General features: G+C 63.2%; 27 protein-coding genes and 1 tRNA gene. 15 read left to right on the top strand and 13 right to left on the bottom strand.

Annotation, left to right across the window (positions count from 1 at the left end; all coding sequences use genetic code 11):
• Nucleotides 1-30: 30 nt before the first annotated feature.
• Genes modA through BMX36_RS04675 form a run of 3 tightly spaced genes read left to right on the top strand, consistent with a single transcriptional unit; the run spans nucleotide 31 to nucleotide 2,070 of the window.
• Complete coding sequence (gene modA, locus BMX36_RS22040; protein ID WP_066780304.1) at nucleotides 31-792, top strand: molybdate ABC transporter substrate-binding protein; 762 nt, start codon at nucleotides 31-33, stop codon at nucleotides 790-792.
• A complete protein-coding gene (gene modB, locus BMX36_RS22035; RefSeq protein WP_256210654.1) occupies nucleotides 789-1,475 on the top strand; it encodes a molybdate ABC transporter permease subunit in 687 nt (228 codons plus the stop codon). The genes modA and modB overlap by 4 nt, the downstream gene beginning before the upstream one ends.
• Nucleotides 1,465-2,070 carry an ATP-binding cassette domain-containing protein gene (locus BMX36_RS04675; RefSeq protein WP_093063836.1) on the top strand — a complete coding sequence of 202 codons (606 nt, stop codon included), beginning with the start codon at nucleotides 1,465-1,467 and terminating at the stop codon, nucleotides 2,068-2,070. Before modB ends, BMX36_RS04675 begins: the two co-directional genes overlap by 11 nt.
• Here the strand turns inward: BMX36_RS04675 and BMX36_RS04670 are convergent.
• The 4 genes from BMX36_RS04670 to BMX36_RS04655 all read right to left on the bottom strand — a co-directional run bounded on the left by BMX36_RS04670 (nucleotide 2,057) and on the right by BMX36_RS04655 (nucleotide 6,551).
• A complete protein-coding gene (locus tag BMX36_RS04670; RefSeq protein WP_093065225.1) occupies nucleotides 2,057-2,686 on the bottom strand; it encodes a retropepsin-like aspartic protease family protein in 630 nt (209 codons plus the stop codon). The genes BMX36_RS04675 and BMX36_RS04670 overlap by 14 nt on opposite strands.
• A 234-nt stretch (nucleotides 2,687-2,920) precedes the next feature.
• Nucleotides 2,921-3,475 carry a 30S ribosomal protein S9 gene (gene rpsI / locus BMX36_RS04665; RefSeq protein WP_082746251.1) on the bottom strand — a complete coding sequence of 185 codons (555 nt, stop codon included), beginning with the start codon at nucleotides 3,473-3,475 and terminating at the stop codon, nucleotides 2,921-2,923.
• Complete coding sequence (gene rplM, locus BMX36_RS04660) at nucleotides 3,475-3,954, bottom strand: 50S ribosomal protein L13 (RefSeq protein WP_093063835.1); 480 nt, start codon at nucleotides 3,952-3,954, stop codon at nucleotides 3,475-3,477. Before rplM ends, rpsI begins: the two co-directional genes overlap by 1 nt.
• A gap of 167 nt (nucleotides 3,955-4,121) precedes the next feature.
• Complete coding sequence (locus BMX36_RS04655) at nucleotides 4,122-6,551, bottom strand: TonB-dependent receptor plug domain-containing protein (protein ID WP_256210653.1); 2,430 nt, start codon at nucleotides 6,549-6,551, stop codon at nucleotides 4,122-4,124.
• Nucleotides 6,552-6,743: 192 nt separating this feature from the next.
• Here BMX36_RS04655 and BMX36_RS04650 point away from each other — a divergent pair, with 192 nt between their 5' ends.
• The gene (locus BMX36_RS04650) at nucleotides 6,744-7,400 is read left to right on the top strand and encodes a sulfite oxidase-like oxidoreductase (protein WP_093063833.1); all 657 of its coding nucleotides are present in this window, start codon (nucleotides 6,744-6,746) and stop codon (nucleotides 7,398-7,400) included.
• Between the two features lie 75 nt (nucleotides 7,401-7,475).
• On the opposite strand, the gene BMX36_RS04645 is transcribed toward BMX36_RS04650, so the two are convergent.
• Nucleotides 7,476-8,516 carry a COX15/CtaA family protein gene (locus BMX36_RS04645; RefSeq protein ID WP_093063832.1) on the bottom strand — a complete coding sequence of 347 codons (1,041 nt, stop codon included), beginning with the start codon at nucleotides 8,514-8,516 and terminating at the stop codon, nucleotides 7,476-7,478.
• A 108-nt stretch (nucleotides 8,517-8,624) separates the two neighbouring features.
• Here BMX36_RS04645 and BMX36_RS04640 point away from each other — a divergent pair, with 108 nt between their 5' ends.
• Complete coding sequence (locus tag BMX36_RS04640; RefSeq protein WP_066780317.1) at nucleotides 8,625-9,014, top strand: MerC domain-containing protein; 390 nt, start codon at nucleotides 8,625-8,627, stop codon at nucleotides 9,012-9,014.
• Between the two features lie 3 nt (nucleotides 9,015-9,017).
• Here BMX36_RS04640 and BMX36_RS04635 read toward each other — a convergent pair whose 3' ends face one another.
• Nucleotides 9,018-9,854 (bottom strand): class I SAM-dependent methyltransferase, encoded by an 837-nt coding sequence (locus BMX36_RS04635; RefSeq protein ID WP_177179019.1) that lies wholly within the window; start codon nucleotides 9,852-9,854, stop codon nucleotides 9,018-9,020.
• Nucleotides 9,855-9,899: 45 nt separating this feature from the next.
• Between BMX36_RS04635 and BMX36_RS04630 the strand changes: the two genes are divergently transcribed.
• The 5 genes from BMX36_RS04630 to BMX36_RS04610 all read left to right on the top strand — a co-directional run bounded on the left by BMX36_RS04630 (nucleotide 9,900) and on the right by BMX36_RS04610 (nucleotide 12,316).
• Nucleotides 9,900-10,625, top strand: a complete 726-nt coding sequence (locus tag BMX36_RS04630; protein WP_093063830.1) for a ComF family protein — start codon at nucleotides 9,900-9,902, stop codon at nucleotides 10,623-10,625.
• A 31-nt stretch (nucleotides 10,626-10,656) separates the two neighbouring features.
• Nucleotides 10,657-10,920 (top strand): glutaredoxin 3, encoded by a 264-nt coding sequence (gene grxC, locus BMX36_RS04625; protein WP_066780320.1) that lies wholly within the window; start codon nucleotides 10,657-10,659, stop codon nucleotides 10,918-10,920.
• Nucleotides 10,917-11,744 (top strand): carbon-nitrogen hydrolase family protein, encoded by an 828-nt coding sequence (locus BMX36_RS04620; protein WP_093063829.1) that lies wholly within the window; start codon nucleotides 10,917-10,919, stop codon nucleotides 11,742-11,744. The genes grxC and BMX36_RS04620 overlap by 4 nt, the downstream gene beginning before the upstream one ends.
• Nucleotides 11,741-12,169: a DUF1178 family protein gene (locus BMX36_RS04615; RefSeq protein ID WP_093063828.1), complete on the top strand. Its 429-nt coding sequence runs from the start codon at nucleotides 11,741-11,743 to the stop codon at nucleotides 12,167-12,169. The genes BMX36_RS04620 and BMX36_RS04615 overlap by 4 nt, the downstream gene beginning before the upstream one ends.
• 70 nt (nucleotides 12,170-12,239) lie before the next feature.
• Nucleotides 12,240-12,316 (top strand) — tRNA-Arg (locus tag BMX36_RS04610).
• Nucleotides 12,317-12,426: 110 nt separating this feature from the next.
• Here BMX36_RS04610 and BMX36_RS04605 read toward each other — a convergent pair.
• Complete coding sequence (locus tag BMX36_RS04605; protein ID WP_093063827.1) at nucleotides 12,427-12,708, bottom strand: SWIB/MDM2 domain-containing protein; 282 nt, start codon at nucleotides 12,706-12,708, stop codon at nucleotides 12,427-12,429.
• Between the two features lie 187 nt (nucleotides 12,709-12,895).
• Here BMX36_RS04605 and fghA point away from each other — a divergent pair, with 187 nt between their 5' ends.
• Complete coding sequence (gene fghA, locus BMX36_RS04600; protein WP_093063826.1) at nucleotides 12,896-13,726, top strand: S-formylglutathione hydrolase; 831 nt, start codon at nucleotides 12,896-12,898, stop codon at nucleotides 13,724-13,726.
• 79 nt (nucleotides 13,727-13,805) lie between these two features.
• Here the strand turns inward: fghA and BMX36_RS04595 are convergent, their stop codons facing one another.
• Nucleotides 13,806-16,853, bottom strand: coding sequence for a TonB-dependent receptor (locus BMX36_RS04595; protein WP_093063825.1), 3,048 nt, complete (start codon nucleotides 16,851-16,853; stop codon nucleotides 13,806-13,808).
• A 220-nt stretch (nucleotides 16,854-17,073) separates the two neighbouring features.
• On the opposite strand from BMX36_RS04595, the gene folE reads away from it, so the two are divergent.
• Genes folE through BMX36_RS04580 form a run of 3 tightly spaced genes read left to right on the top strand, consistent with a single transcriptional unit; the run spans nucleotide 17,074 to nucleotide 18,804 of the window.
• Nucleotides 17,074-17,703, top strand: coding sequence for a GTP cyclohydrolase I FolE (gene folE, locus BMX36_RS04590; RefSeq protein ID WP_066780332.1), 630 nt, complete (start codon nucleotides 17,074-17,076; stop codon nucleotides 17,701-17,703).
• Nucleotides 17,700-18,461, top strand: a complete 762-nt coding sequence (locus BMX36_RS04585; protein WP_093063824.1) for an SDR family oxidoreductase — start codon at nucleotides 17,700-17,702, stop codon at nucleotides 18,459-18,461. Before folE ends, BMX36_RS04585 begins: the two co-directional genes overlap by 4 nt.
• Nucleotides 18,454-18,804: a dihydroneopterin aldolase gene (locus BMX36_RS04580; RefSeq protein ID WP_093063823.1), complete on the top strand. Its 351-nt coding sequence runs from the start codon at nucleotides 18,454-18,456 to the stop codon at nucleotides 18,802-18,804. Before BMX36_RS04585 ends, BMX36_RS04580 begins: the two co-directional genes overlap by 8 nt.
• 120 nt (nucleotides 18,805-18,924) lie before the next feature.
• On the opposite strand, the gene leuA is transcribed toward BMX36_RS04580, so the two are convergent.
• On the bottom strand, nucleotides 18,925-20,586 hold the full coding sequence (leuA, locus tag BMX36_RS04575) for a 2-isopropylmalate synthase (RefSeq protein ID WP_093063822.1): 1,662 nt from the start codon (nucleotides 20,584-20,586) through the stop codon (nucleotides 18,925-18,927).
• Between the two features lie 255 nt (nucleotides 20,587-20,841).
• Between leuA and BMX36_RS04570 the strand changes: the two genes are divergently transcribed.
• Entirely contained in the window at nucleotides 20,842-21,237 is a 396-nt protein-coding gene (locus BMX36_RS04570) for a BLUF domain-containing protein (protein WP_066780340.1), read from the top strand.
• Between the two features lie 3 nt (nucleotides 21,238-21,240).
• Here the strand turns inward: BMX36_RS04570 and BMX36_RS04565 are convergent, their stop codons facing one another.
• From BMX36_RS04565 to ilvN, 4 genes are all read right to left on the bottom strand, one after another.
• The gene (locus BMX36_RS04565) at nucleotides 21,241-21,876 is read right to left on the bottom strand and encodes a YceI family protein (protein WP_066780342.1); all 636 of its coding nucleotides are present in this window, start codon (nucleotides 21,874-21,876) and stop codon (nucleotides 21,241-21,243) included.
• A gap of 84 nt (nucleotides 21,877-21,960) precedes the next feature.
• Nucleotides 21,961-22,719, bottom strand: a complete 759-nt coding sequence (locus BMX36_RS21600; RefSeq protein WP_177179018.1) for a hypothetical protein — start codon at nucleotides 22,717-22,719, stop codon at nucleotides 21,961-21,963.
• Nucleotides 22,720-22,883: 164 nt separating this feature from the next.
• Nucleotides 22,884-23,903: a ketol-acid reductoisomerase gene (gene ilvC / locus BMX36_RS04555; RefSeq protein ID WP_093063821.1), complete on the bottom strand. Its 1,020-nt coding sequence runs from the start codon at nucleotides 23,901-23,903 to the stop codon at nucleotides 22,884-22,886.
• 135 nt (nucleotides 23,904-24,038) lie between these two features.
• The gene (gene ilvN / locus BMX36_RS04550) at nucleotides 24,039-24,554 is read right to left on the bottom strand and encodes an acetolactate synthase small subunit (protein ID WP_066780346.1); all 516 of its coding nucleotides are present in this window, start codon (nucleotides 24,552-24,554) and stop codon (nucleotides 24,039-24,041) included.
• Nucleotides 24,555-24,630 lie beyond the last annotated feature (76 nt).

Here is a 24,630-nt window from a genome sequence, read left to right as displayed (position 1 = left end):
GCCGCCAGTACGAAGGGGTAGTTGCTGGAGATGTCCGTGCGTCTTTTTTCCGCTTTGCTCCTTTTGTTGTCGCTGCTCGCCCCCCCGGCCTGGGCCCAGCAACGCGGCCCGCTGGTCCTTGCCGCGGCCAGCATGCAGGAGGCGCTGAGCGCCGCCGCCGATGATTGGGCGAAACAGGGGCATGCCCGGCCCGTTCTCTCCTTCGCGGCATCTTCTGCCCTGGCGCGACAGGTCGCGGCGGGCGCGCGGGCCGATCTGTTCATATCGGCCGATCAGGAATGGATGGACGATCTCGCCCGGCGACAGCTGCTGGCGCCCGGCAGCCGGGCGGATCTTGTCGGCAATCGTCTGGTCGTCGTCGCGCGTCCGGGACAGCCGTCGATCGTCGGCCTCAGTGGCGCGGCGCTGGGTCGCGCGCTCGGCAGGGCCGCGCTCGCCATGGCGGATCCCGATGCCGTACCGGCCGGTCGTTATGGCAAGGCGGCGCTCGAACGGCTCGGCGCCTGGGAGATGGTCCTGCCGCGGGTTGTCCGGGCGGAGAATGTCCGGGCCGCGCTTGCGCTGGTCGAGCGGGGGGCAGCTCCGTATGGCGTGGTGTATCGGACGGACGCGCGAATGGCATCCGGGCTGAGCGTCGCGGGCGTCTTTCCGCCGGCCAGCCATGCGCCAATCACCTATCCGATCGCTCGCCTGCGCGCCTCCCGCCACGATCAGGCCGAAATGTTCCGCACGTTCCTCATTTCTGCCCGTGGCCGGCAGATCATGGGCCGTTTCGGCTTCACCAGACCTTGAACGACGGCCTGCAAACGATCGTCTCCCTGTCCTTGCTGATCGGGGGAGTGGCCACCTTTGGCTCGCTGCCGGTGGCGTTCGCGCTCGCCTGGTTGCTGGCGCGCGGCCGCTTCCCGGGCAAGATCCTGCTCGATGGCCTGGTCCATCTGCCGCTCGTCGTCCCACCCGTAGTGACCGGCTGGATGCTGCTCCTCGCCTTTGCTCCCGCCGGTCCGCTCGGCGCCTTGCTCGACCGATGGTTCGGCATCACCATCCTGTTCCGCTGGACCGGCGCCGCGCTGGCGGCCGCGATCATGGCCATGCCGCTGATGGTCCGGGCCATTCGCCTGTCGCTGGAAAGCGTTGACCAGCGACTTGAGCAGGCCGCACGAACGCTGGGTGCCGGCCCGTGGCGCACCTTTGTGACCATCACCCTCCCGCTTTCGTTCCCCGGCGTGCTCGCCGCCGCCATGCTCGGCTTCGCGCGCTCGCTTGGAGAATTCGGTGCCACCATCACCTTCGTCTCCAACGTGCCGGGTGAGACCCAGACGCTGCCGCTTGCCATCTATGCCGCGCTCCAGCGTCCTGGCGGCGAGGCGATGGTGTCGCAACTCGCGGCCATATCGATCGCGCTCAGTCTCGCAGCCCTGATCCTGTCGGAACTGCTCGCCCGCCGCCAGGGGCGCCGCCTCCATGTCCTTTGACATAGACGTCACGGTCCGGCGCGGGGGTGCCCTGGTCGCCGCCGCCTTTCGCTCGGGCGACGGCGCCAGCGTCCTGTTCGGCCCATCCGGCGCCGGAAAGACCAGCATCCTCATGACGATCGCGGGCCTGCTCCGCCCGGATCACGGCCACGTCCGCGTCGCCGGCCGCTTGCTCTTCGATGCCGTGAGCGGGGTCGACGTGGCGCCCCAGCGGCGCCGATCGGGCGTCGTGTTTCAGGAACCGCGGCTCTTCCCGCATCTCTCCGTGCGCCGCAATCTGCTCTACGGGGCGCCGAACGCGGCCGCGCTGCCGGACATGGCGAGCAGGCTCGACATCGCCCATCTGCTCGATCGCTGGCCGCGCACCCTGTCAGGCGGTGAAGCGCGCCGCGTGGCGATCGGCCGCGCGCTGCTGAGTGAGCCGGATTTCCTGTTGCTCGATGAGCCGCTCGCCTCGCTGGACCGCGCCCGGCGAGAGGAGGCGATGCGCGCGATCGAACGCGTCCGCGACGAGGTACGGCTGCCGATGCTGATCGTCACGCACGATCCGGAGGAGGCCGAACGACTGGGCGGGCGGCAGATTATCCGGCTGTGACGTCCTGCGGATGATGCGGGACCAGGATCAGCGTCCGCCCCTCCACCCGCCAGGATTTCAGTCGCGACAGAAAGTTCATGCCGAGCACGTCCGTATCGCCGAACGCCGGTGAGACGACCACCGGCACATCGCGCGCGACGACATTGCCAAGTTTCAGTTCCTCGACGGCCGCAGTCTGCGCCCGGATGGTACCGTTGGCGGTGCGCAGGAGCATCGGAAAGAGCGCATCGCGCACGTCCAGCCCTGCGCGCGTAGCCGTGTCGAGGGACAAAGCGGTAACGGTCGCGCCGCTATCGATCAGCATGCGCCGGGTCAGCCCGCCGAAGCGAACCGAGGCCCAGAAATGGCCGTCCGGGCTCATCGTGATGCGGGTCTCCTCGCCGACCACCTGTTGCCCGGAGAGGTCCAGCATCTCCGCTACTCGTCCAAGATAGGGATCAAACCGCTCGCGCTGTCCCAGCACCAGCGCCAGCGCGGCGATGAGGATCAGCCATGTGAACACGCCGACGATCCGCCCGATGACGGGAATTCGGCGCAGGAACCCGGCGATCAGCGTGACGGCCAGCAGCGTGAGGATCAGCGGAAGGTGAGGGGCAAGGTCGGCCAGAGCAGGCATGGAAGCGATATAGGAGCGCAATCCTTGCTCTGCGATGATCCGCCGTCACAAACATCGAGCGAACCGGCATCGAACGAACCGGCATCGAAGAAACCGGCAGCGACAGAACCGGCAGCGACAAACATCGCGGCGGCAATCTGCGACAGGCAAAAGAAAAGGGACCGCCCGAATGAGCGATCCCCTTCTTGTCTGTGAGCGAACTCCGACGCCGTTTGGCGGCGCGGAGCAGCCGGATCAGCGCTTCGAGAACTGGAAGCTACGACGTGCCTTGGCGCGGCCGTACTTCTTACGCTCGACGGTACGGCTGTCGCGGGTCAGGAAGCCCGCTGCCTTCACCGGGGCGCGCAGTGCCGGCTCATACTTGGTGATCGCCTGGCTGATGCCGTGCTTCACCGCACCGGCCTGGCCCGACAGACCACCGCCCTTAACGGTGCAGATCACGTCATACTGGCCCTCGCGCTCGGTGATGCCGAACACCTGGTTGATGACGAGGCGCAGCGTCGGACGTGCGAAATAGACTTCCTGGTCACGACCGTTGATCGTGATCTTGCCCGAGCCCGGCTTCAGCCAGACGCGCGCAACGGCGTCCTTGCGGCGGCCGGTGGCGTAAGCGCGGCCGTACTTGTCCAGCTCCTGCTGGCGCAGCGGCGTCGTCGGCTGGGTCTGCACCGGTGCTTCGGTGGTCGTGGCGGTCTCGGCACCGGCGGCGGCCGGCGCGTCAGCGGCGGGCTGCTGCGCCTGCTGGGTCAGCGCGGCGAGGTCGGAAAGCGACTGGCGATTGTCGGACATTATGCGCCCACCTTGTTCTTGCGGCTCATGCCGGCGATGTCGAGGACCTCAGGGTTCTGCGCTTCGTGCGGATGCTCTGCGCCCTTGAAGATGCGCAGGTTGCGCATCTGCTGGCGGCCGAGCGGGCCACGCGGGATCATGCGCTCCACGGCCTTCTCGAGCACGCGCTCGGGGAAGCGGCCTTCCAGCACCTTGGCGGCGGTGACGCCCTTGATGCCTCCGGCATAACCGGTGTGCTTGTAATAGACCTTGTCGGCCAGCTTGTTGCCGGTGAAGCGCACCTTGTCGGCGTTGATCACGATGACATTGTCACCGCAATCGATGTGCGGGGTGAACGACGGCTTGTGCTTGCCGCGCAGCACGTTAGCGATCACGACCGCGGCGCGGCCGACCACCAGGTCGGTGGCGTCAACGATGTGCCACTTCTTTTCCACCTCTGCGGGCTTGGCCGCCTTGGTGGTCTTCATCAGCGCCTTCATGGGCTATGGACCTTTGCAATAAACGAAGACGCCGCCCCCAATTCGAGCGCGGCGTGTTGAGGGGCGCTCTGATGTAAGCCGTGCAGAAAGTCAACAAAACCGCGGCGTTCACGACGGGTACCTAAATACCGCCGCGATCGTCACGCCCGTGTTTGCTCACGCTGTGCTCAGAAAAACAGCTTTCGAAAGCTCACCTTCACCGACCGGCCAAGCGGATCAAGCAGCGCCGGTTGATAGCCGATCGGGACCGCACCGGTCGCGTCGCGCACATCAAGGCGTTGGTTGAACACGTTGTTGATCGCCAGCGTCAGCCGGGACCCGCGGAAGAATGGCGCTTTCTGCACCAGCGACCGCTGTTGGCTCAGGTCGGCGAAGATCCGCAGATTGGCCGTGAACAGCGAGCCGAATGCAAGATCCTCGGGCGATGACGCGCCGCCGGGGTTGGCCAGGATGGTGGTGCCGCTTTCCCAGGTGCCGTTCAGCCTGATGCCGATCCCGCTGCGGTTGTACCCGGCGTTGAACTGGATCTCGTGCCTCGGCTGCCCGCCACGGGCGCCCACGGCCGAGCCGTTCAACAGATCGAGTTCGGGCACACCCGGTCGGATGGTGATCGTGTCTTCCAGGCGCCAGGTGTGAAAGGCGCTTAGCTGCACGCGTCCGGCTCTGCCACCGCCGAAACCGCCACCGCCGAACCCGCGCGGGCCTCCGCCGGGGAATGCCCGTGGCCCGCCGATTCGAACGCCGCTCTCGCTGGTGCCGGATCCGCGCTCCTGCCGGAACCGCTCGCGGAACTCGGACCGCCGCTCCTCGATCTGCTCGGGGGTGAGCGGCTGGCCGTCCGGTCCGGTCGGCGGCGGTGCTTCCAGTTCCTCCGACCAGTTCAGCCCCCAGCGGATCTGGCGCTGGCGACTGCTGTCGAAGTTGACTGGCCGATTGTCGATGCGGATCAGCGTTCCGGCAGCATCGCGATCGAACCGGTCGGGAAAAGCCGCCTCGCTCTCGGGCGTGGCAGTAGGAAAGCTGGCGATCGGATTGTCGATCCGGCTGTCGGTATAGTTCACCAACAGGGTAAGATCGGTGCCCGAGATGGGCTTGGCGGTAAGCCCCAGCTTGAGCACGCGTCGACGATCCGCCAGCAGGCTAGGATTGCCGCCCTCAACGGTGGTCGCATCCACGGTCTGGCCGGTGGTAAGGTCGAATACCCGCACGTTGGGCGTGACGATCGTCGGGTTGCCGAGCTGCTGGATCGTGGGGGCACCTTCCTCGTGGGTTACGGAGCCGATCAGCCGGATCGCCTCTGCCGGGCGCCAATTGAAGCCGTAACCCACCGCGCCAAGCGTCCCAAAATCCGAAAGCTGGTCCACCGCTCCGTTCACGTTGAAGCTCAAGGCGCCGATCGGCCCGTCCCGGAACACCGGAAGATCGACATTCGCCTGTCCATTCGCCTGATCGCGCGACAGGTCGGTTGACGACAAGAGGTCGGCCCGGCGCGACTCGCTGTGCAAGTCTCGTAGCGAGACGCCCGTCTTCAACGTAGCAGTCAGTGCGCCCGCCGGCAGATCGACGATGCTGCCGCTTAACGTCGCTTCGCTTTGAAACAGCTCGGTGACGGAGCTGGCGCGATCGCGCCGGACAGCCGTGCCATAATCGCGATCGGTCCGTGTGGTGGACCAGTCCCGGGTATATCCGCCATCAAGAGACCAGCGCCACCGCGCCAGATCACCGTTCAAGGCATAGTTCAGCGATCCGGTGCGCGTCCGCGCATCACGGCGCAGCGGCTGGCCATCCGATGCACTGCCAAGGCCGGCGAGCGTATTCGCGCCCTCAAGCTCACCGCTCAGCGTCGCGGAGACGTTGCCCAGGATGGTGCGATTGTAGGTCGCGTTCAGCTTGGCCGCATCGCTTGCGGCCAGAAGGGTGCGGTTCGGATCGGCATTGGCAAGCTCGCGCTCGGTCTCGAACAGCGGATTGCTGCGCGTATATTCGCCATCCACGCTGAAGCGGCTGCCATTGCCCAGACGCAGGTAGTTGAGGTCGGCCTCATGAACCTGCCGTCCCCCGTCGGTCGCCAGGTTCGTCTCGACCTCCGCGGTCACGGCATTGAAGCGTCGGCGAAGGACGATGTTCACCACCTTCTGGTCAGCGCGATACCCGTATTTGAGCGCGACTTCTTCCGGCAGGATGTCAACCCGCTGGATCGCTTCCGGTGGCAGGTCGCGGATCTCGCGAAAGCTGCTGATGCGCCGGCCGCTCAGCAACACCACCGGAGAACCGGACTCGCGCCCCTGAATGCTTCCGATCAGAGGGGAGAGCTCCTCCAGCAGCTCACCGATGTCGCTGGCGCCATAGGCGCGTATGTCGCGTCCGCTTAGCACCACTTCAGGCTTGATGTCGCCGATCACGGATCCACGCGGCGTCCTGTTGCCAGTGACGACGATATCGTCCTCCAGCTCCAGTTCCTCCTCGGCATCAGGCGGCGGCGCCTCCTGACCCGCCGGAGCCTGCTGCGCCGGACTCGGAACGGGAGCCGCCGGCACTGCGGCAGCAGGAACAGCAGCAGGGGCAAGGGTAACGAGAGGCAGAAGCCATGCAGGCAAGGACGTGCTCCCCAGGGAGGTTGGTTGATTGGATCGGTCTGAACGATGCTTGTGGCTGCTATGTGCCGATCCACGGGCTTATTCGTCGCAAGATGTATCCGGCGCAGAAGAACAAGCGCTGAATAGGGTGGCCGCGTGGATGTTAAGCGAAGGCTGCAGTGCTAGAGTCCGCGCTGGGAGGAGTAGCAAGAGATGAGTGATCCCACGCCACCGCCCGATTCCAAGCTGACCCGGTCCAAGCGTCAATGGGCCGCCAAAGGGAAGTTCATCGCTCCCCCTGGTGCCGCGCCCGAGCGTGATCGCCTGCCGCCCGGGCAGCACCTCGTGCGCAACTGGCCCGTCCTGGATCTAGGCCGACAGCCGCACGTGTCGCTCGATCGCTGGCGACTGGACGTACGCGGCCTGGTGTCCCGACCGATCACGCTGGATTGGGAATCCTTCCAGCAACTGCCGCAAGCGAGCATGTGCTCCGACATTCACTGCGTCACCACATGGTCGCGCTATGACAATGATTGGTCAGGCGTGTCGACCGCGACGCTTCTCGACCTGGCGGAGCCGCGCGACGAGGCTCAGTTCGTCATGCTTCATGGCTATGATGGCTACACCACGAACGTCCCCTTGCGCGACTTCGCCGACCCCGCCGCGTTGATCGCCCATTCATGGCAGGGGCAGCCGCTCACGCGGGAGCATGGCGGTCCGGTCCGCGCGATCATTCCGCACCTTTATTTCTGGAAGAGCGCGAAATGGATCAGCGCAATTGAGTTTCTTGGCGCCGATCGTGCGGGGTTCTGGGAGGTGAATGGATATCACATGCGCGGCGATCCGTGGCGGGAAGAGCGTTATGGCTGAAACCGTCCGGAAACAGGCCGAAAGTGACCAAGGTGCGGCCGAAAACGGCTCAGGTCCGGCCGATCATGCCCGAATTTAGCCTGCGCCTCGGCCCACTTTATGCGCGGCGGCAACCACTGCGATCAACAGGACGGCGGCATTCACCTGATGCGCAACGGCGACGTTGATCTCGACGCCAGTCAGCAGAGTCGAGATCCCCAGAACGATCTGCAACCCGACAAGCAGGATCACGCTGCCCCATGCGGCAACGGCGCCAAGGCGTCGCGCGGCAACCGCCAGCCAGATCACGGCCAGGGCGGCAACGAATGCGAACCAGCGATGCGCGAACTGCACCACCACCGGATTGTCGACGAGATTGCGCCAGGCCGGATCAACCATCGACGTGTTCTCGGGGAAGAGGGTCTCGCCCATCAACGGCCAACTACTGAAGGCGTAGCCGGCATTCAGACCCGCGGTGAACGCGCCCAGCACGATCTGAAAACCTAGCAACAACAGCGCTGTAGCGGCCAGTGCTGTCAGCTTGGCGGGACGGGAAAGCGGGCTGCGGGCAAGGTCGCGCAGATCAAGCGCCGTCCAGACCACGCCGCCCAGGATCACCAACGCGGCCGAAAGATGCACGGCGAGGCGTACGTGGCTGACGTCGGTGCGTACCGACAGACCAGATGCCACCATCCACCAACCGATCGCACCCTGCATTCCGCCCAGTGCGAGTAGCGCTAGCAGGCGCGGCATATACCCTGACGGCACCTGACGGCGGATGGCGAACCACAATAGCGGCAGCGCGAAGGCCAGCCCGATCACCCGGCCCAGCAAGCGGTGCACATATTCCCAGAAGAAGATCGCCTTGAACCCGCTGAGGGTCATGCCCGCGTTAATCTGCTGATACTCGGGTATTTTCTGATAGTTCGCGAACTCAGCCTGCCATTGCGCGTCATTCAGCGGCGGGATGATACCCGTGAGGGGCTTCCATTGCGTAATCGAGAGACCCGATTCGGTCAGGCGCGTGATGCCGCCGACGGCCACCATCAACACGATCAGTGCCGCCACTGCGTACAGCCAGCGAGCAAGAGCCAGCGGTCGGGCTGAAACACGAAAGCCGGGACTAGGCTTGAGCATGACGCCCTTTAGGATCGCCGAAGCACGGGGGCAATGGCGCATCATCTCGCCAAAAAATTGCTGGTGTGATGTTGTATCCTCATCATCACGGCGCTATCTGCGGGTCAGATGCTAACCGCTGCTCGCCCTGTACTGTCTTCTCGGCTGGATCGTTTCGCGATCATCGTCTCCGGGCTGTGCGTGGTTCACTGCATCGCCAGCGCTGTATTGCTGGCCATGCTATCGGCCGTCGGAGGGTTGTTCGTGGACCCGCTGGTTCACGAAATTGGCCTTGCCGTGGCGATTGGCTTGGGCGCGTTGGGACTGGGGCGGGGCGCGCTTCAGCACGGGTTTCTTCTCCCGATCGCAGTGGGTTCGCTCGGTCTCGGGATCATGGCCGGTGCCTTGTCGCTTCCGCATGATGCCGGTCTGACGCACGATGGCGAGGCGCTCTGGACGATCATCGGGGTCGCCATTCTAGCCTTTGGTCACGATCTGAACCGCCGCGCTGTCGGCTGACGATCAGCTCTTCTTCGCAAGCTCCGCCGCAAGTGAGGCGGTCGCGCTGCCGCGACGTGCCGGTTGTGGCTGATCAGGCGAAGGCGCCCAGCCGGTAAGAAAGATGATCTCGAACCGTTCGGCGGTGCGACCGTCCGGATCCGCGGCGTCGGCAAACGCACTTGCGGTTCGTGCCAACGTGTCTCGGCGGAGCGACTGCCGCTCGATTAGGACATTGGTGGCTGCCATTCCTCGAAGATCGTCAAGCAGCTTGCCCAGCCCGCCGTATCTCACGCGCAGCGTCTCTGTATCGGCAACGGGCAAGGCGAAGCCCGCCCTCATCAGCAAATCGCCGGCGGAGCGCACGTCTATCTGCGGGTGGAACCGAGCTACCGGACGTTCTCCCTCCGCCGTTCGCAGCGCGCCGCGAAGCGTAGAAAGTGACCCGGCACCCAGCAGGGCGCCCAGGAACAAGCCGTCAGGTCGCAGCGCGCGCCTGGCAAGGGCGAGCGACCCCGGAACGTCATTCACCTGGTCAAGCACGCCAGCCGACACCACCAGGTCGAATGACGCGTCGGCAAAGGGCAGACGATCTTCGTCGGCCTGAATGGCGCCGCTCTGGCGGGCGAAGGTATGTCCCGCGTCCATGCGCGCGACTCGCGAGCCCGCCGGCGGAACGTAAGCACCATCAAAGCTGCCGAGATCGAGCACGTCCACGAAGCTACGTTTGACGGTTGCGAGGCGCTCCGAGATGCCGTCGAGCATTGCGGCGCGTACGAAGTCGTGCGCCGAGTAATTCAGGGCTGCCCGGTTGCGGAGGACGCGGCGGGCGGCTCGATCGAAAATTTCTGGTGCGCTCATGCAGGCGGCTTGTGCGCGGATCATGCAGTCGCGACAAGCATTGCGATGCTGTCTGCGCTTCTTCGTCCGGTTGTCGACTTTGCGCTGCCGCCCCGATGCGCGGGATGCGGAGCGATCACGGATAGTGATCATCGGTTTTGCGCAGCCTGCTGGAGTTCGCTTCATTTTCTCGGACCGCCTTGGTGTGCGACTTGCCACTCTCCGTTCGAGTATGATCAGGGCCCCTATGCCCAATGCGGCCCGTGCCTCGCTGCGGCGCCGGCTCACGCCAGCGTAGATGCGGCGGTCGCTTACGGGCCGGTGTCGCGTACCCTTGCGCTCCGCCTCAAATACGGCGGGCGGACATCCCTGGCACGGACCGCCGCCAGTCTCATGATCCGCCACCTGCGCGGTGATGCGCAAGTCCTTGTTCCAGTGCCACTTCACCGCTGGAGAATCTGGAACCGCGGCTTCAATCAAGCCGGGCTGATCGCGACAGCGCTTTCAGAACAAAGTGGTGTTCCCCACGCAAGCGGCACCTTGGTGCGGCGCAGATCTACGCCCGTGCTGCGCGCAATGAACGGAGCAGCGCGCCGACGCGCCGTTCGCGGCGCATTCTCCGTCGCTTCGGCGGACAAGTGGCGGATCTCGGGGCGACATGTCGTTTTGGTGGACGACATCTATACTAGCGGGGCGACCACGGATGCGTGCGTGCGTGCGCTACGGCGGTCAGGTGCGGCGAGCGTCTCCATACTGTGCTGGGCGCGCGTGATCGATGCCGTGCCAGATTGACAATCGACCTCAGCAACCACACGTCAAGCCGATGGCACAGGTAGAAATCTACACCAAGGCGTGGTGCCCATATTGCGTGCGCGCCAAACACCTTCTCGCGAGCAAGGGCGTGGAGCCGACCGAGTTCGACATCACTCTGGGCGGGGCGAAGCGTGGTGAGATGATTGATCGCGCTGGAGGGCGTACGACTGTCCCGCAGATCTTCATCAATGGTCAGCATGTCGGGGGATCGGATGATCTCGCTGCGCTGGAGCAGGCCGGTAAGCTGGATGCTATGCTCGCTGCCGCACCATGAAGGCGGCGATACTGCAGATGACGAGCGGGATTTCGCCCGCCGCAAATGCAGAAATTCTGGTCACGGCGGTGCGTTCGGCAGCTGAGCATGGCGCCGCCATGCTGTTCACGCCGGAAATGTCCGGGCTGCTGGATCGTGATCGTGCCCGTGCGGCGCAGTCGATCGTGCGGGAGGAGAATGACCGCGTCCTTGGCGCGGTGCGCGAGGCGGCGGCAAAGGCGGGGATCTGGGTGCACCTTGGTAGCCTGGCGTTGAAAGGTGACGCTGACCGGCTCGTCAACCGCGGTTTTGTCATTGATGGCGCCGGCAAAATTCGTGCCCATTATGACAAGCTGCATCTCTTCGATGTCGACTTGCCCAACGGGGAAAGCTGGCGTGAGTCCGCGGCCTACGCTGGTGGAGAGGGCGCCGTGGTAGTTGATACGCCACTGGGCGCGTTAGGCCTTTCGATCTGTTACGACGTGCGTTTCCCTGATCTGTTTCGTGCCTTGAGCGATGCCGGCGCGACGATCCTCTCGGTACCGGCCGCCTTCACCAGACCCACCGGGGCGGCGCATTGGCACATTTTGCTCCGTGCTCGAGCGATTGAGTGCGCTGCCTTCGTCATCGCGGCCGCCCAGACGGGCCAGCATGAGGACGGGAGGGAAACATACGGTCATTCGCTGGCGGTGGACCCCTGGGGAGACGTCCTTGGCGATATGGGCGAGAGTGTCGGCCTCGGCTTTGTGGACGTGAATCCCGCCAAGGTCTTGGACGTCAGGCAGCGTATTCCGGTCATTGCTCATCGCCGCTCCATTCCGGCTGCGACGGTGGTGCCGCAATGATCGTGTTCGATCTTCGTTGTGCGCAAGGTCACGTGTTCGAGGCTTGGTTCGCCTCGTCGAGCGCCTTTGAGGACCAGCGGGAGCACTCGCTCGTACAATGCCCGATCTGTGCTGACACGGTGGTTGAAAAGGCCGTCATGGCGCCGAACGTTGCAGCCAAGGCGAATACCCGCCCATCGGTCACGCCCGAAGTGGTGAAAGCCGCCATGAAAGCGCTGGCGACGGCGCAACAGCAGGCGCTCGAAGGGTCGCGCTGGGTGGGAAGGGGCTTTGCTTCGCAAGCACGCGCCATGCACGTCGGGGATCAGGCGCAGGAGCCGATCCACGGCCAGACTACGCTGGAGGAGGCGAAAGCTCTAGCCGATGAAGGTGTCCCGGTCGCTCCGCTCCCGTTTCCGGTGCTGCCGCCCGAGCGGACGAACTGAACTGGTTCGTTCACCAGGCAACTGCGTGCGTCATTGACCCGCCGACACCCGCACCGTAGCTAGGCGGCGTGCCCCCGTAGCTCAGCAGGATAGAGCGACGGTTTCCTAAACCGCAGGTCGTGAGTTCGAATCTCGCCGGGGGCACCAGCAGAACAGGATGACGCTCAAAATGGCGCGGCCCTTGATGCGTTTTGTGGTCCCGAAGCGAGGCAACGGTGAAGACGGGCGCCGCAGTCCGGCGCCCGCCCATTAGCTGTTCACGCCTTGACGTGTGCCGAGATGTACTTGTTCATCTCGAACATGGTGACCTTGTCCTTGCCGAAGACCTTCTTGAGATTGTCGTCGGCGAGGATTTCGCGCTTGTTCTCGGGATTCTGAAGGTTGTTCGACTTGATATAGTCCCAAACCTTGCTGATCACCTCGCTGCGCGGCAGCTTGTCCGTGCCGACGATCACGCCGAGCTCGGGCGAGGGCTGAACGGGGGCGTGAATGCCGCCGGTCTTGGCCTTGCCCTCCTCAGTCTTGGTCTTCGTAGCCATTGCTGTCCTTCCTGTTGCGCCGGTCATTCGGCATCTCGGAATCACGCCGTTTCGAAAGCGTGACGTCTCTTGTGCGCTGCCCGGTGGCGCTTGTCACCACCCAAGGTCAAGGCCTTGATGACCGGCGAATTGGCGTGCTGCCGATCCCTGCGCTAATCAGCGCCCGAACAGCCTTAGCGGAGAAGGCATGGAAACGCTCAGTCAAAGCCGCGCCTATGAGGGTATTCAAGGCGTCTATCGGCACCATTCGGCCGTCACCGGGACGGACATGACCTTTTCGGTTTATGTGCCGCCACACGCGCCGGGAGCTCGGTTGCCCGTCTTGTGGTACCTGTCGGGGCTTACCTGCACGCATGCGAACGTAACCGACAAGGGAGAGTATCGCCGCGCCTGTGCCGAATACGGCATCGTGTTCGTCGCGCCGGATACCAGCCCGCGAGGCCCAGGCGTTCCGGATGACGAAAGCTGGGACTTCGGTCAGGGCGCAGGCTTCTATGTCGATGCCACTATAGAACCGTGGGCGGTCAATTTCCGGATGCGCAGCTATATCGAGGATGAGCTGCCTGGATTAATCGCCAGCGAGTTTCCGATGGCTGACCTGACACGACAGGGAATTTCCGGTCACTCTATGGGCGGCCATGGCGCCCTGACGATCGCGCTACGAAATTCCGGCCGGTTCAAGAGCGTGTCAGCATTCGCTCCCATCGTGTCTCCCTTGTCCTGCCCTTGGGGAGAGAAGGCGCTGAGCGGATATTTGGGCCCGGACCGTGCGGCGTGGCACGCCTATGATGCCTGTGCACTGATCAACGAAGGCGCGCGACTTGACACGATCCTGATAGATCAAGGCGCGGACGATGGGTTTCTGCATGAGCAGTTGAAACCTGAGCTGCTCAAAAACGCGTGCGACGAAGCCGGGATCAGCCTCACGTTGAGAATGCAGCCTGGCTACGACCATAGCTATAACTTCATTTCGACTTTCATGAGTGATCACGTCGCTTGGGCGGCTGAGCGCCTCTGACAAGAACGGGCCCCGAAGGGGCCCGCTTATAGGTCAACCTGTTGCTCCGGCCGGTTGATCCCGGCCGGAGCGGATACGCTTAAAACTTGAAGCCTGCCGCGACGCCGTAGCGCCGCGGTTCCACAGTGAACACGTTCGTGTACAGGCCCGAAGACTGATCCGTGACGAAAAGGCCGGTGATGGCGTCATTGCCGGTCAGATTACTGACGAATGCCCGGATGTAGAATTTGTCGTCCGGCCCGTTCAGCTGAACCTGGGCATTGACCACCTCATAGCCAGGGATTCGATCGATCGGATTCAGGTTGAAGATCGTGCCATATTGGTCGCCAGTGTAGTTCAGGTCGGCGCGGGGCACGAGGGTGTAGTCCCCGATGTCGATCGTGTACTGTGCGCCTACCGACCACTTGAACGTCGGGCTATTCGGCAGGCGATTGCCTTTCACGCTCACCGGATTGCCGTCGAGCAAAACCGAAACGGGCGCATTGGTGGCGAGCTGTTGCGCTTGCAGGAACTTGCAGGCGCTGAATGCACCGTATGTGCCGTTGGCAAGCAGCGGAACGGTGCCGTTCAATCCGAGCAGTGCATTGCTCGCATCCACGAACCCGCGAGACGCAGCCGCATTGCCAGCTGTCGTCGGCAGCACCACGCAATTGTATGCAGCCGCCATATCCTTGACGATCACGGCGTCGGAGCGGCCGCCGGAAACATCACGTGGATTGGTAAGCAGACGATCCTGCGACACCTCTGTCTTAAGATAGCTGAAGTTCGTGTTGATCACGAACGCCGGCGTCGGGCTGAGGATCGCTTCCGCTTCGACGCCGTAGATATTTGCGCTGATATTGTCGTTGACCGAAGTACGCGCAACAATGCGGGTAAGCTGCAGGTCCTTGTACTTGTAGTAGAAGCCAGTGACGTTGAGGCGCAGCGCGCCATTGCCAAAGGTGTTCTTGCTGCCGATCTCGAAGGAGTCCACCGTTTCCGGCCGGAACGTGGTCGGCACGGCGAACAGCGGGGACAGAGGCGGATTGATGCCGCCTGATTTGTAGCCACGCGCATAAGAGGCATAGATGAGGTTGTCCGGCGTGATCTGGTAATCAAGCACCGCGCGGCCCGTCATGCGCGAGTAGCTTACGCGTGCCTCTGCCCACGGCTGCGCCCCCGGGATGGTTGCGTCGAAATCAGCTGCGCCGCTGTCAAAGGCCGGATTGGCATCCGTGGTGCCGATCGGGAGAAGGGCGTTGGCGAAGGTGGTACGCGCACGCACGTATTTCTTGTCGTTGTTGTACCGGGCGCCGAGTGTCAGTTTCAGCTGATCATTGAACTCGAAATATGCTTCGCCAAAGATGCCGTAGGAGTCGAGCTCGAAGCGGTCCGAATTGCTGCGGAAAAATGGTGATGCCAGGAACGAACTGGTCGTGCGACCGGCGCCCGCACCAGAGATCGTGCCAATCAGACCCGACAGATAATCGAGGCCGACGTTGTTAACATAATAGTCGATGTCACGGGCGACGGCGTTCGTATAGATACCGCCGAGGAGGAAGTTGAACGGCCCATCGAAGGAGCTGTCCACATGCACTTCGCCGACCCAGCCCTTCGAGTTAGACCTGGATCGGTCGAAATCGAGGCTCTGAGGAAAGCAGCCGATCGTCTCGCCGCCATATACGCCGACGCCGCTGGGGCCGCCGTCGGATTGGCAGATGCCGCCCTGCGGCCCGTTGGGGATCAGTGCATTGCGCAGTCCGGCGAACAGCGGATTGTACAGCGGCGATGCAGGATTGCCGACCGCCTCCAGCGTGGCAAAACCGGGAGCATTCGCGCCCAGACCGTTTACGGCAAGGTTATAGTCAGAGGTGGCGTTCAGCTTGCTGCGCGAGTGACCGGCCGTCAGGCTCACCGCGATGTTGCCGAAATTGTGATACGCCTTGAGCGTGTAGATCTGGTCCTCGGTCTTCCAGGTCGGCAGATAATCCGCTGTGACCGTGCGCAAGTCGCGCGGGTTCACAGCATTGGCAAAGGCATCCGGCGTGGCAGGTATGCCCGGGCTGCCGATGCTGCCCAGACCAAAGGGCGCCAGCATCGGCCGGGTGGCGGCCAGCGTGGCGAGGAAGGTCGGAACATAGGCCGGGTTGCTCGTCGACAACGCCACAGAGGCGTCTGCAAGGAATAGCGGAAGTCCCTGGATCGATTCCGTGGCGCCGCCAAGGGTCGCATTGGCGTTCGGGGTGCCGAAGTCTCGGCGGGTGGGAAGACAGCCGAGAATGCCGGTAGGATCACGATCGCACAATTGCTTCTGCAGGCGCGAGCGATCGTCGTCCTCTCGGCTGTAGTATGCAATGAGGTCTACGCGAGTGTCCGGTGACGGCTCCCAGGACAATGTGCCGCGGAACGAATACATGTCCCGGCCATCGAAGCTGGTGTTGGTATAGGTATTCTTGATGTATCCGTCGCGGTTGAGATAGTAACCGGCAACGCGAACGCCGATCGTCTCTGTTAGCGGAAGATTGATCATGCCCTTGACGCGCTTCGAATCGTAGTTGCCGTATTCGAACTCGCCCGCGGCGTGGAAGCCGGAAAGATCAGGTTTTGCAGTGATGATGTTCACGACACCGGAAGTCGCATTGCGCCCGAACAGGGTGCCCTGCGGGCCACGCAGGACCTCGATTCGCTCGATATCGTAGAATTCACCTTCCAGAATACGTCCGCCGACCGGCTGTTCGTTCAGTGCAATGCCTGTTGCGGAGTCGCAGGTCACGCCAACGCAAAGGTCGCCGATGCCTCGGATGGTGAAGGTATTCGTGGCGAACTGGCCTTTGGTGAAGGTTACGTTCGGCAGAGTCTGCTGCAAAGCAAGCGGATTGACGATCTGCTGCTTTTCAAGGTTCTCGGCGGTAAACGCCGAGACGGCGATCGGCACGTCCTGAAGCCGCTGCGACTGGCGCTGGGCCGTGATGACGATGTCGGCGTAACTTCCAGCGCTGGACTGAGGCTCTGAAGTGCGAACCTCTTGGCCGGGGCCATTAGTCGGCGCGGTATCCTGAGCCGAGGTTGTGGCTCCGGTTTGCGCATGTGCTGGCGTTGTGGCCACGATCACGATAGCGGAAGCAGCAAGCAAATAGGATTTTCTCATCGATCTCCCCTCCTGGGACCCATGCCCGCTCTATGGCGGTGTCACGGTGTTTGATGGTCCGGTATGGAAGTTAGCGTCAGAAAATTTCGTTCGTCAAACACATTTCGAAAGGATTTAATTGCCAGGCGCGCAGTTGTGTCTGAAATGGAACAGTAGCTGAGTTAAACCTATGCTTCGATGCAGCATCGGTTTCGCCGCAATGCACAAAGGTTGGTCGTAGATGATTTCAGAAAGCTCTCCGGAGGATGGCGATATTGTTTCCGAGGACGGGAAGATCGCGGTTCCAGATCATGTTGCAGATGCGATACAAACGCTGATCCGCTGGGCCGGAGATGATCCCTCTCGCGAGGGGCTGATCGATACGCCACGACGGGTGGCGCGTGCCTGGAAGGAGTATTGCGCCGGCTATTCGGAGGATCCGTCACACCACCTCTCGCGAATCTTTGAAGAGGTGGGTGGTTATGACGAGATTGTTCTTTTGAAAGATATTCCGTTTCAATCGCACTGCGAACATCACATGGCGCCCATTATCGGCCGCGCGCACATCGCGTATCTGCCGAAAAATCACGTGGTTGGCATCTCGAAGCTGGCGCGAGTGCTTCATGCCTTCGCCCGTCGTTTGCAGGTGCAGGAGAGACTTACCGCAGAGGTAGCCGACTGCATCTGGAACGGACTGAAGCCGCAGGGGGTCGCGGTCGTCATCGAGGCGAGCCATGCCTGCATGACGGCGCGCGGGGTGCGGACGCCTGGCGTGTCGATGGTCACCAGTCGGATGATGGGCGTGTTCCGCGACGACGAGCGCAGTCGCAAGGAAGTGCTCGCGCTGATGGGCATGCAAGGGCGCGCATGACGCGCAATGTTCTGGTCACGGGGGGAGCGAAACGGCTGGGTGCGGCCATCGTTCGCGCCTGTGCCGGCGCGGATTGGCGCGTGGTGGTTCACTATGGATCATCGTCGGCCGCAGCGTGCGCGCTTGCCGAAGAATTGGATGGAGCCGTGGTTCCGGGCGATCTGGCGGAAACGGCACGTCTCACCGATCTGTTCGAGCGGGCACGTGCCGTGGCCGGCGGACCGATTCACGCGCTTATCAATAGCGCCTCACAGTTCGAGGAAGATCGCCCCGAGGCGATTGATCCGAGGCTGGCGTCGCGGCTCTACGCGGTCAATTGTGTCGCACCGGCCGTGCTCACCGCTGCGCTCGCGGCGCAACCGGATCTCGAGGCTGGCGCCGTGGTAAATCTGTTGGACCAGAAGCTCCAAAATCCGAATCCGGACTTCTTCTCCTATTCACTGAGCAAATATGCACTTTCCGGTGCGACGGACATGATGGCGATGGCCTTCGCACCGCGAATTCGCGTCAATGCCATTGCTCCCGGCCTGACGCTGCCGAGCGGCGATCAAAGCGCGGACGAGTTCGACCGTGTCGCGCGCGAAAACTTGCTGCGTCGGCCCGTTGGCGCGGACCAGGTTGCGGCGGCCGTCGTTTACCTTCTGGACGCGACCAGTGTGACCGGGCAGACGCTTTATGTCGACAGCGGCCAGCGCTTCCTGAAGCGGAAGGGTGATGTGATGTTCGAAGGTAGGGAGCGGATTGCACCGGGTGGCTGAATACTCGATCATTCTGGACCAGTTCGACGTAGCGATGCGCCTTGGCATCCATCCACATGAGGCAGAGCCGCAGCGCGTACGCCTCTCCGTCGAGATGACTGTGGCTTACGCGGCAGCGCCCTCCGCTGACGCGATTTCTGAAGTGCTCGACTATGATTTCTTGCGGGACGGCATCCATCAGCTGGCTTCCGGCCCAGGGTTTGCGCTGCAGGAGACACTGGTGGAAGCGGTGGCTGACCTGTGTCTTGCTGACAGCCGCGTGCGGGCGGTCACGGTTCGTTCAATGAAGCTGGACGTCTATCCGGATGCTCGCGTCGGCTGCGAGATCATCCGCCGGCGCTGAAGGTCCAAGTCACTTGGCACTACAAGGTAGCCACGCCTGAGCTTCAGCCTGGTGCCGCCGCCAAGCTCAACAGGAGCGAGGCAGCGGCAACACGGGATTAGGCGGCAGCAAACGGGTTCACTACTGCGCGCGGTTCGCGGCACTCAGGACCGCCCGGACGCTCGCGGTTGCGATATCGGTATCGATCCCGACACCCCAGATGGTCTGTCCGTCCACGGTGCGGCACTCGATATAGGCGGCGGCCTGCGCCCCGGCGCCGTGCCCAATGGCATGTTCGGCATAATCGACCACGTCGAGCGCGGGGCCCGTCGATTCGGTAAGAGCGGCGATCACACCGGAGATGAGGCCATTGCCACGTCCAGAAAGCGACCGTTCCTCCCCATCAATTGCGATGCGACCAATAAACAGTCGATCGCCTGCGGTGCCGGTCTCCTCATAGTCGCGTAGAACGAAACGGTCACGATCACCCGGAAGATAGGTCCGCTCGAACGCTCCCCAAATGTCCGCTGCGTTCAACTCCCGGCTGGTTTCGTCCGCCAGCGCCTGAACGTGTCGGCTGAAGTCGGCCTGCAGCCGCTTCGGCAGCTTCAGGCCCTTGTCCTGCTCGATCACCCACGCAACGCCGCCCTTGCCCGACTGGGAGTTGACCCGGATCACAGCCTCGTAGCTGCGACCGAGGTCGGCGGGATCAATCGGAAGATAAGGCACTTCCCAATAACCGTCGTTGCGGGAAGCTTGTGCGGCAAACCCCTTCTTGATTGCGTCCTGATGGCTGCCCGAAAAGGCGGTGAACACGAGATCGCCGGCATAGGGCGTGCGGGGGTGCACCGGAATGTTGGTGGCATATTCCACCGTCTTGACGATGCCGTCGATGTCCGAAAGATCCAGCCCTGGATCAATCCCTTGTGTGTACATGTTGAGCGCAACAGTCACGAGATCGCAATTGCCGGTACGCTCGCCATTACCCAGCAGGCAACCTTCCACCCGGTCAGCGCCGGCCATCAGCCCAAGCTCGGCCGCAGCGACACCGGTGCCACGATCATTGTGAGTGTGAAGGCTGATCACCACCGCTTCCCGGTTCGGAATGTGGCGCCCGAAATACTCGATCTGGTCCGCATAGATATTCGGCGTCGCGCATTCGACCGTCGCCGGCAGGTTCAGGATCAGCGGCCGTTCTGCCGTTGGGCGGAGAACGTCCATCACCGCTGCGCACACCTCGATGCTGAAATCCACCTCGGCGGTCGAGAAGGTCTCCGGACTATATTCGAAATGCCATACGGTGTTCGGACGCTTTGCCGCCTCGTCGCGCAAAACCTTCGCACCCTCGACCGCGATCAACTTCACTTCCTCGCGGCTCATACCGAAGACGATCCGGCGCCATGCCGGGCTTACCGCGTTGTAGAGGTGAACGATGGCGGCATGTGCCCCGTCCAGGCTGCGGAAACTGGTTTCGATCAAGTCGCGCCGGGATTGCGTCAGCACCTGCACAAGCACGTCTTCCGGCACACGATCATCGGCGATCAGTCCGGCGATGAAATCGAACTCGGTCTGGCCCGCGGAAGGGAACCCAACTTCGATCTCCTTCAGCCCGACCTTGACCAGCAGGTCGAAGAAGCGGGTCTTCTTTTCGGCATCCATCGGATCGATGAGTGCCTGATTGCCGTCACGCATGTCGGTCGACAGCCAGCGGGGTGCGCGGGTGATCGTCTTCGACGGCCACTGCCGATCTGGCATGTCGATGATGGGGAAGGGACGGTATTTGGTCGATGGATCGCGCAGCATGATGGGCTCGCTCTGCTGATGGGGCTTTCAGGTCGTTCTAGCTGGCCCTTAGGCGGATCGCGGTGCCCAGAGGCACGCGTCGGTATTCGCGCCTAAGGGCGCGTAAGTCGAAGAAGAAGGCCGCTCGCCCGGATCATCTCGCGTTGGTTGCCCGATCACGGCAGCGAAGTCCAGCGGCAAAGAAATTTGACGCTTTCGTAACGATTTGCGCCGCAATGCCGGAATGTCGGAAGGCAAGCAGGAAGGGACCTTGGCGTGCGACAGCTCCTCTATATCAGCACGGCGACCCCTGGTGCCGTGATCGACATCACCGGCATCCTTTCCAGCTCTCTGCGCAACAATCGTCGGGACGGCGTAACCGGCCTGCTGTGGACGGATGAGCGCCGCTTCCTTCAGGTGCTGGAAGGGGCGGACGATGCCGTTCAGGCGGTTCTGAATCGGATCAAGATCGATGCGCGTCACCGCGGTATCGTCGTGCTTCAGGATCGCACGATCGCGGTGCGCGAATTCGGCGCTTGGGAGATGGCGAGACGAGGCCCCGGTGACACTGCCGACGCATTCGATGTTCGCATGCGTCAGTATCTTGCCGGAGCCTCGCCGTCGGTACGCGGCACGTTCGAAGGGCTGATCGCTGCCCGACGCGCCGCGTGACGATTACTTCTGGAAGGCGGCGGTGATCTTCAGCTTTACCTCGTCAGACACCATCGGAATGCCGTAGCCGATGTTGAACTCGCTGCGACGGATGACGCCCGTCGCCGTAAAGCCGACATTCTCCTTGCCGCCCATCTGCGCTGGCATCTTGCCCGCACCGTAAAAGCTGGCGTCCAGCGTGACCGGCCGGGTCACGCCATTCAGCGTCAAATTGCCCTGAATGCGCGCATTCTCTCCGCTTGGCGTCACCTGCGTCGAAACAAAACGCGCCGGGGCTGGCGCTGCGCCGAAAAAATCAGCCTGCTTGCCCGCGTCGGCCGGCTTCAGCAGATGCTTCGTCAGGCCGGCGCTTGCAGTAGTTACTTCTGCCACCGGGATCGTCACGTCCACCTTGGCAGCAGCGGGGCTCTTGGGATCAAGGGTCAGGGTGCCCGTGACGTTGCCGAACAGGCCGAAGTACGGCGAGAAGCCGAGGTGATCGACGGTCCACTCAACCAAGGTGTGGCCAGCATCTGCCGTATAGGTTCCACCGCTGATGGCCGCGACGTTCTTCGTTCCGGGAGCGCTGCTGGGTGCCTGCTGGGCAACGACGGCGCCAGTTAGAAGAGCGGAGAGAAGGAAGGCGTGTGCGATGCGCATGATAAAGGCTCCCGAACCGTTTCGCGTTTGAAACCACAACGCGCTGCGGCGGGAAAGCTCCTCACGCAAAACAACTCGTTTCGATTATTTTTCGATCCCGACCGTCAGATCAAAAGTGATCCGCACCCAGACGCCGATCATCGGCTTTCCGTTCGTGCGCGGCGGGCGGACCAGAAACTGCCAGGAGGCGCGCCGTAGACCGCGGGCGATGCCGGAACCGGGCGTCTCCCCCATTTCACGGCAATCCTCAACACGATTGCGCTCCGCTGTGCGGCAGGCGATGATTCCCCATCCGCTCTCTCGACGCGGCGGCATGTAGGTCACGAGTTCCGCGCGTGTGGGCTCGCGCACCCATTCGGCCGCGTACAGCGTCTCCCCGCCCGGTGCTGCGCCCGGCATCCCCTGGCTGCCGCCGCCGGCCATGGCGGACGAACCGCCGCCGGTGTCGCCAACCGCAGGCGGCGCCGACGCGATACGGCCGATGTCTGATCCGGCGAATTCCGCACGCGAGAGATTGATCACGCCGGGAAGCTGGATTGGCGCTGGCGGCAGCGGTGGAGCAGGGGGCGGCGCGTGCGTCGGCGCCTCCGCGCGCTGCTGCTGTTCGCGCGGTCGCGTTTCGCTACGCTGCTCGCTCCGCTCGGCTGTTGGTCCCGCTCCGCGAACGTCAAATGTCGCGAGTGAGCGACCGTCGCCGGGGCTAAAAGACGGCAGGCCCCCCATCCGGATCAAGACCCAGATGAGCAATCCGACGATCACCAGTGCCAGAGCGATTGACGTCGCGCGACTTCGCCAGGAGGGGCGCGCCCGGTACGTCGCGTAGGGGGAAGGCGCCGCCCGCATCGTCGCGACGCCTAGTCGCTAACGCCGGCGGGAACAATGCGGCGAGAGATCTTCAGAACGGGTAATTTTTTTGTGTTCGCGGAGCTTTGCGGTCGAGGATCGCGAGCCGGCAGGGGTGATGTGGCGCGCGTCGGCAGCCACAACACCCCACGTTTGCCCTTGCGTCAGTTCTTGGCCTTGTCGACCAGCTTGTTGGCGCCGATCCACGGCATCATCGCACGCAGGTTGCTGCCGACCTGCTCGATCGGATGCGCCGCGGCGGCCTTGCGCGCCGCCTTCAGCTCGGGCTGGCCGGCGCGGTTGTCGAGCACGAAGTTCTTGACGAAGCGGCCCGACTGAATGTCGGCGAGGACACGCTTCATCTCTTTCTTGGTCTCGTCGGTGATGATCCGCGGGCCGGTGGTGATGTCGCCATATTCGGCGGTGTTCGAGATCGAATAGCGCATGTTGGCGATGCCGCCCTCATACAGCAGGTCAACGATCAGCTTGGTTTCGTGCAGGCATTCAAAGTAGGCCATCTCGGGGGCGTAGCCCGCCTCGACCAGCGTCTCGAACCCGGCCTGGATGAGGTGAGTGATGCCGCCGCACAGCACGGCCTGCTCGCCGAACAGGTCGGTCTCGCACTCTTCCTTGAAGTTCGTCTCGATGATGCCCGAGCGCCCTCCGCCGACGCCGGAAGCATAGGCAAGCGCGATATCGTGTGCGTTGCCGCTGGCATCCTGGTGAACGGCGATAAGGCAAGGGACGCCGCCACCCTTGGTATATTCGCTGCGCACGGTGTGGCCTGGGCCCTTGGGCGCGATCATGATCACGTCGAGATCTGCCGGCGCTTCGATCAGGCCGAAGTGGACGTTCAGACCATGGGCGAAGGCGAGCGCGCTGCCCGGCTTCATGTTGCCCTTCAAATCATTCTCCCAGATCGCCGCCTGATGCTCGTCCGGCGCCAGGATCATCAGGATGTCCGCCCAGCCAGCGGCTTCCTTGTTCGATAGCACCTTGAAGCCGGCTTCCTCGGCCTTCTTCGCCGTGGCCGAACCATCGCGAAGGGCGATCGCAACGTCTTTCACGCCGCTATCGCGCAGGTTCTGGGCATGGGCATGGCCCTGGCTGCCGTAACCGACAATCGCGATCTTCTTGGTCGTCAGCAGGTTCAGATCGGCGTCACGATCGTAATAGACACGCATTATAGTACCCCTTCGTCATTCCCGCGGAGGCGGGACTCCATACCCGCTGCGGTCAGTGATTATGGATCCCCGCCTGCGAGCCCCATCAAAGTACTAGGTTGATGGGGATTCCACGCGGGGATGACGGAAAGCTTGCTACGCGGCCTCCTTGCCGCGGGCGATGGCGACGACGCCGGTGCGAGCGACCTCAATCAGGCCGACTTCGCCCATCAGCTCGACAAATTTGTCGATCTTCTCGATCCCACCAGTGACTTCGAAGACGAAGCTGGATGTCGTCGCATCCACGACCCGCGCACGGTAAACATCGGCGAGGCGCAGCGCCTCGATCCGGTGGTCACCGACTCCGCGGACCTTCACCAGCGCCAGCTCGCGCTCGACATGCGCGCCTTCCGCGGTAAGGTCGCGGACCTTGTGGACCGGCACCAGCCGGTCGAGCTGCGCCACGATCTGTTCCAGCATCGGCTTGCTGGCCGACGTGACGATCGTGATCCGGCTGACTGCCTTGTCGGCGGTGATCTCGCTCACCGTCAGGCTTTCGATATTGTAGCCGCGGGCGGTGAACAGGCCGGCGATCCTGGCCAGGATGCCGGGCTCATTGTCCACGATGACGGCAAGCGTGTGCCGCTCGGCTGCTTCGGATTTGATGTGCACTGTGGAGTCCTTCTCCCCTCCCGTGATCGGGAGGGGTGGGGAGAATAAGTGGGCGTGGAAGCGATAGGAGCTGGGG

The sequence above is a fragment of the Sphingomonas sp. OV641 genome, assembly GCF_900109205.1.
Taxonomy (GTDB): Bacteria; Pseudomonadota; Alphaproteobacteria; order Sphingomonadales; family Sphingomonadaceae; genus Sphingomonas.
This window is presented reverse-complemented; position numbering and strand designations above follow the sequence as displayed.

Coding starts and splice junctions, on each gene's coding strand:
- BMX36_RS04645 (WP_093063832.1), bottom strand. CDS start 8,516: ATGCTCAAGCCTAGTCCCGGCTTTCGTGTTTCAGCCCGACCGCTGGCT.
- grxC (WP_066780320.1), top strand. CDS start 10,657: ATGGCACAGGTAGAAATCTACACCAAGGCGTGGTGCCCATATTGCGTG.
- rplM (WP_093063835.1), bottom strand. CDS start 3,954: ATGAAGGCGCTGATGAAGACCACCAAGGCGGCCAAGCCCGCAGAGGTG.
- BMX36_RS04670 (WP_093065225.1), bottom strand. CDS start 2,686: ATGCCTGCTCTGGCCGACCTTGCCCCTCACCTTCCGCTGATCCTCACG.
- BMX36_RS04565 (WP_066780342.1), bottom strand. CDS start 21,876: ATGCGCATCGCACACGCCTTCCTTCTCTCCGCTCTTCTAACTGGCGCC.
- ilvC (WP_093063821.1), bottom strand. CDS start 23,903: ATGCGTGTCTATTACGATCGTGACGCCGATCTGAACCTGCTGACGACC.
- BMX36_RS04675 (WP_093063836.1), top strand. CDS start 1,465: ATGTCCTTTGACATAGACGTCACGGTCCGGCGCGGGGGTGCCCTGGTC.
- leuA (WP_093063822.1), bottom strand. CDS start 20,586: ATGCTGCGCGATCCATCGACCAAATACCGTCCCTTCCCCATCATCGAC.
- BMX36_RS04635 (WP_177179019.1), bottom strand. CDS start 9,854: ATGAGCGCACCAGAAATTTTCGATCGAGCCGCCCGCCGCGTCCTCCGC.
- BMX36_RS04640 (WP_066780317.1), top strand. CDS start 8,625: ATGCTAACCGCTGCTCGCCCTGTACTGTCTTCTCGGCTGGATCGTTTC.
- BMX36_RS21600 (WP_177179018.1), bottom strand. CDS start 22,719: ATGCGGGCGGCGCCTTCCCCCTACGCGACGTACCGGGCGCGCCCCTCC.
- rpsI (WP_082746251.1), bottom strand. CDS start 3,475: ATGTCCGACAATCGCCAGTCGCTTTCCGACCTCGCCGCGCTGACCCAG.
- fghA (WP_093063826.1), top strand. CDS start 12,896: ATGGAAACGCTCAGTCAAAGCCGCGCCTATGAGGGTATTCAAGGCGTC.
- BMX36_RS04615 (WP_093063828.1), top strand. CDS start 11,741: ATGATCGTGTTCGATCTTCGTTGTGCGCAAGGTCACGTGTTCGAGGCT.
- BMX36_RS04650 (WP_093063833.1), top strand. CDS start 6,744: ATGAGTGATCCCACGCCACCGCCCGATTCCAAGCTGACCCGGTCCAAG.
- BMX36_RS04605 (WP_093063827.1), bottom strand. CDS start 12,708: ATGGCTACGAAGACCAAGACTGAGGAGGGCAAGGCCAAGACCGGCGGC.
- BMX36_RS04620 (WP_093063829.1), top strand. CDS start 10,917: ATGAAGGCGGCGATACTGCAGATGACGAGCGGGATTTCGCCCGCCGCA.
- modA (WP_066780304.1), top strand. CDS start 31: ATGTCCGTGCGTCTTTTTTCCGCTTTGCTCCTTTTGTTGTCGCTGCTC.
- BMX36_RS04595 (WP_093063825.1), bottom strand. CDS start 16,853: ATGAGAAAATCCTATTTGCTTGCTGCTTCCGCTATCGTGATCGTGGCC.
- BMX36_RS04585 (WP_093063824.1), top strand. CDS start 17,700: ATGACGCGCAATGTTCTGGTCACGGGGGGAGCGAAACGGCTGGGTGCG.
- BMX36_RS04630 (WP_093063830.1), top strand. CDS start 9,900: ATGCTGTCTGCGCTTCTTCGTCCGGTTGTCGACTTTGCGCTGCCGCCC.
- folE (WP_066780332.1), top strand. CDS start 17,074: ATGATTTCAGAAAGCTCTCCGGAGGATGGCGATATTGTTTCCGAGGAC.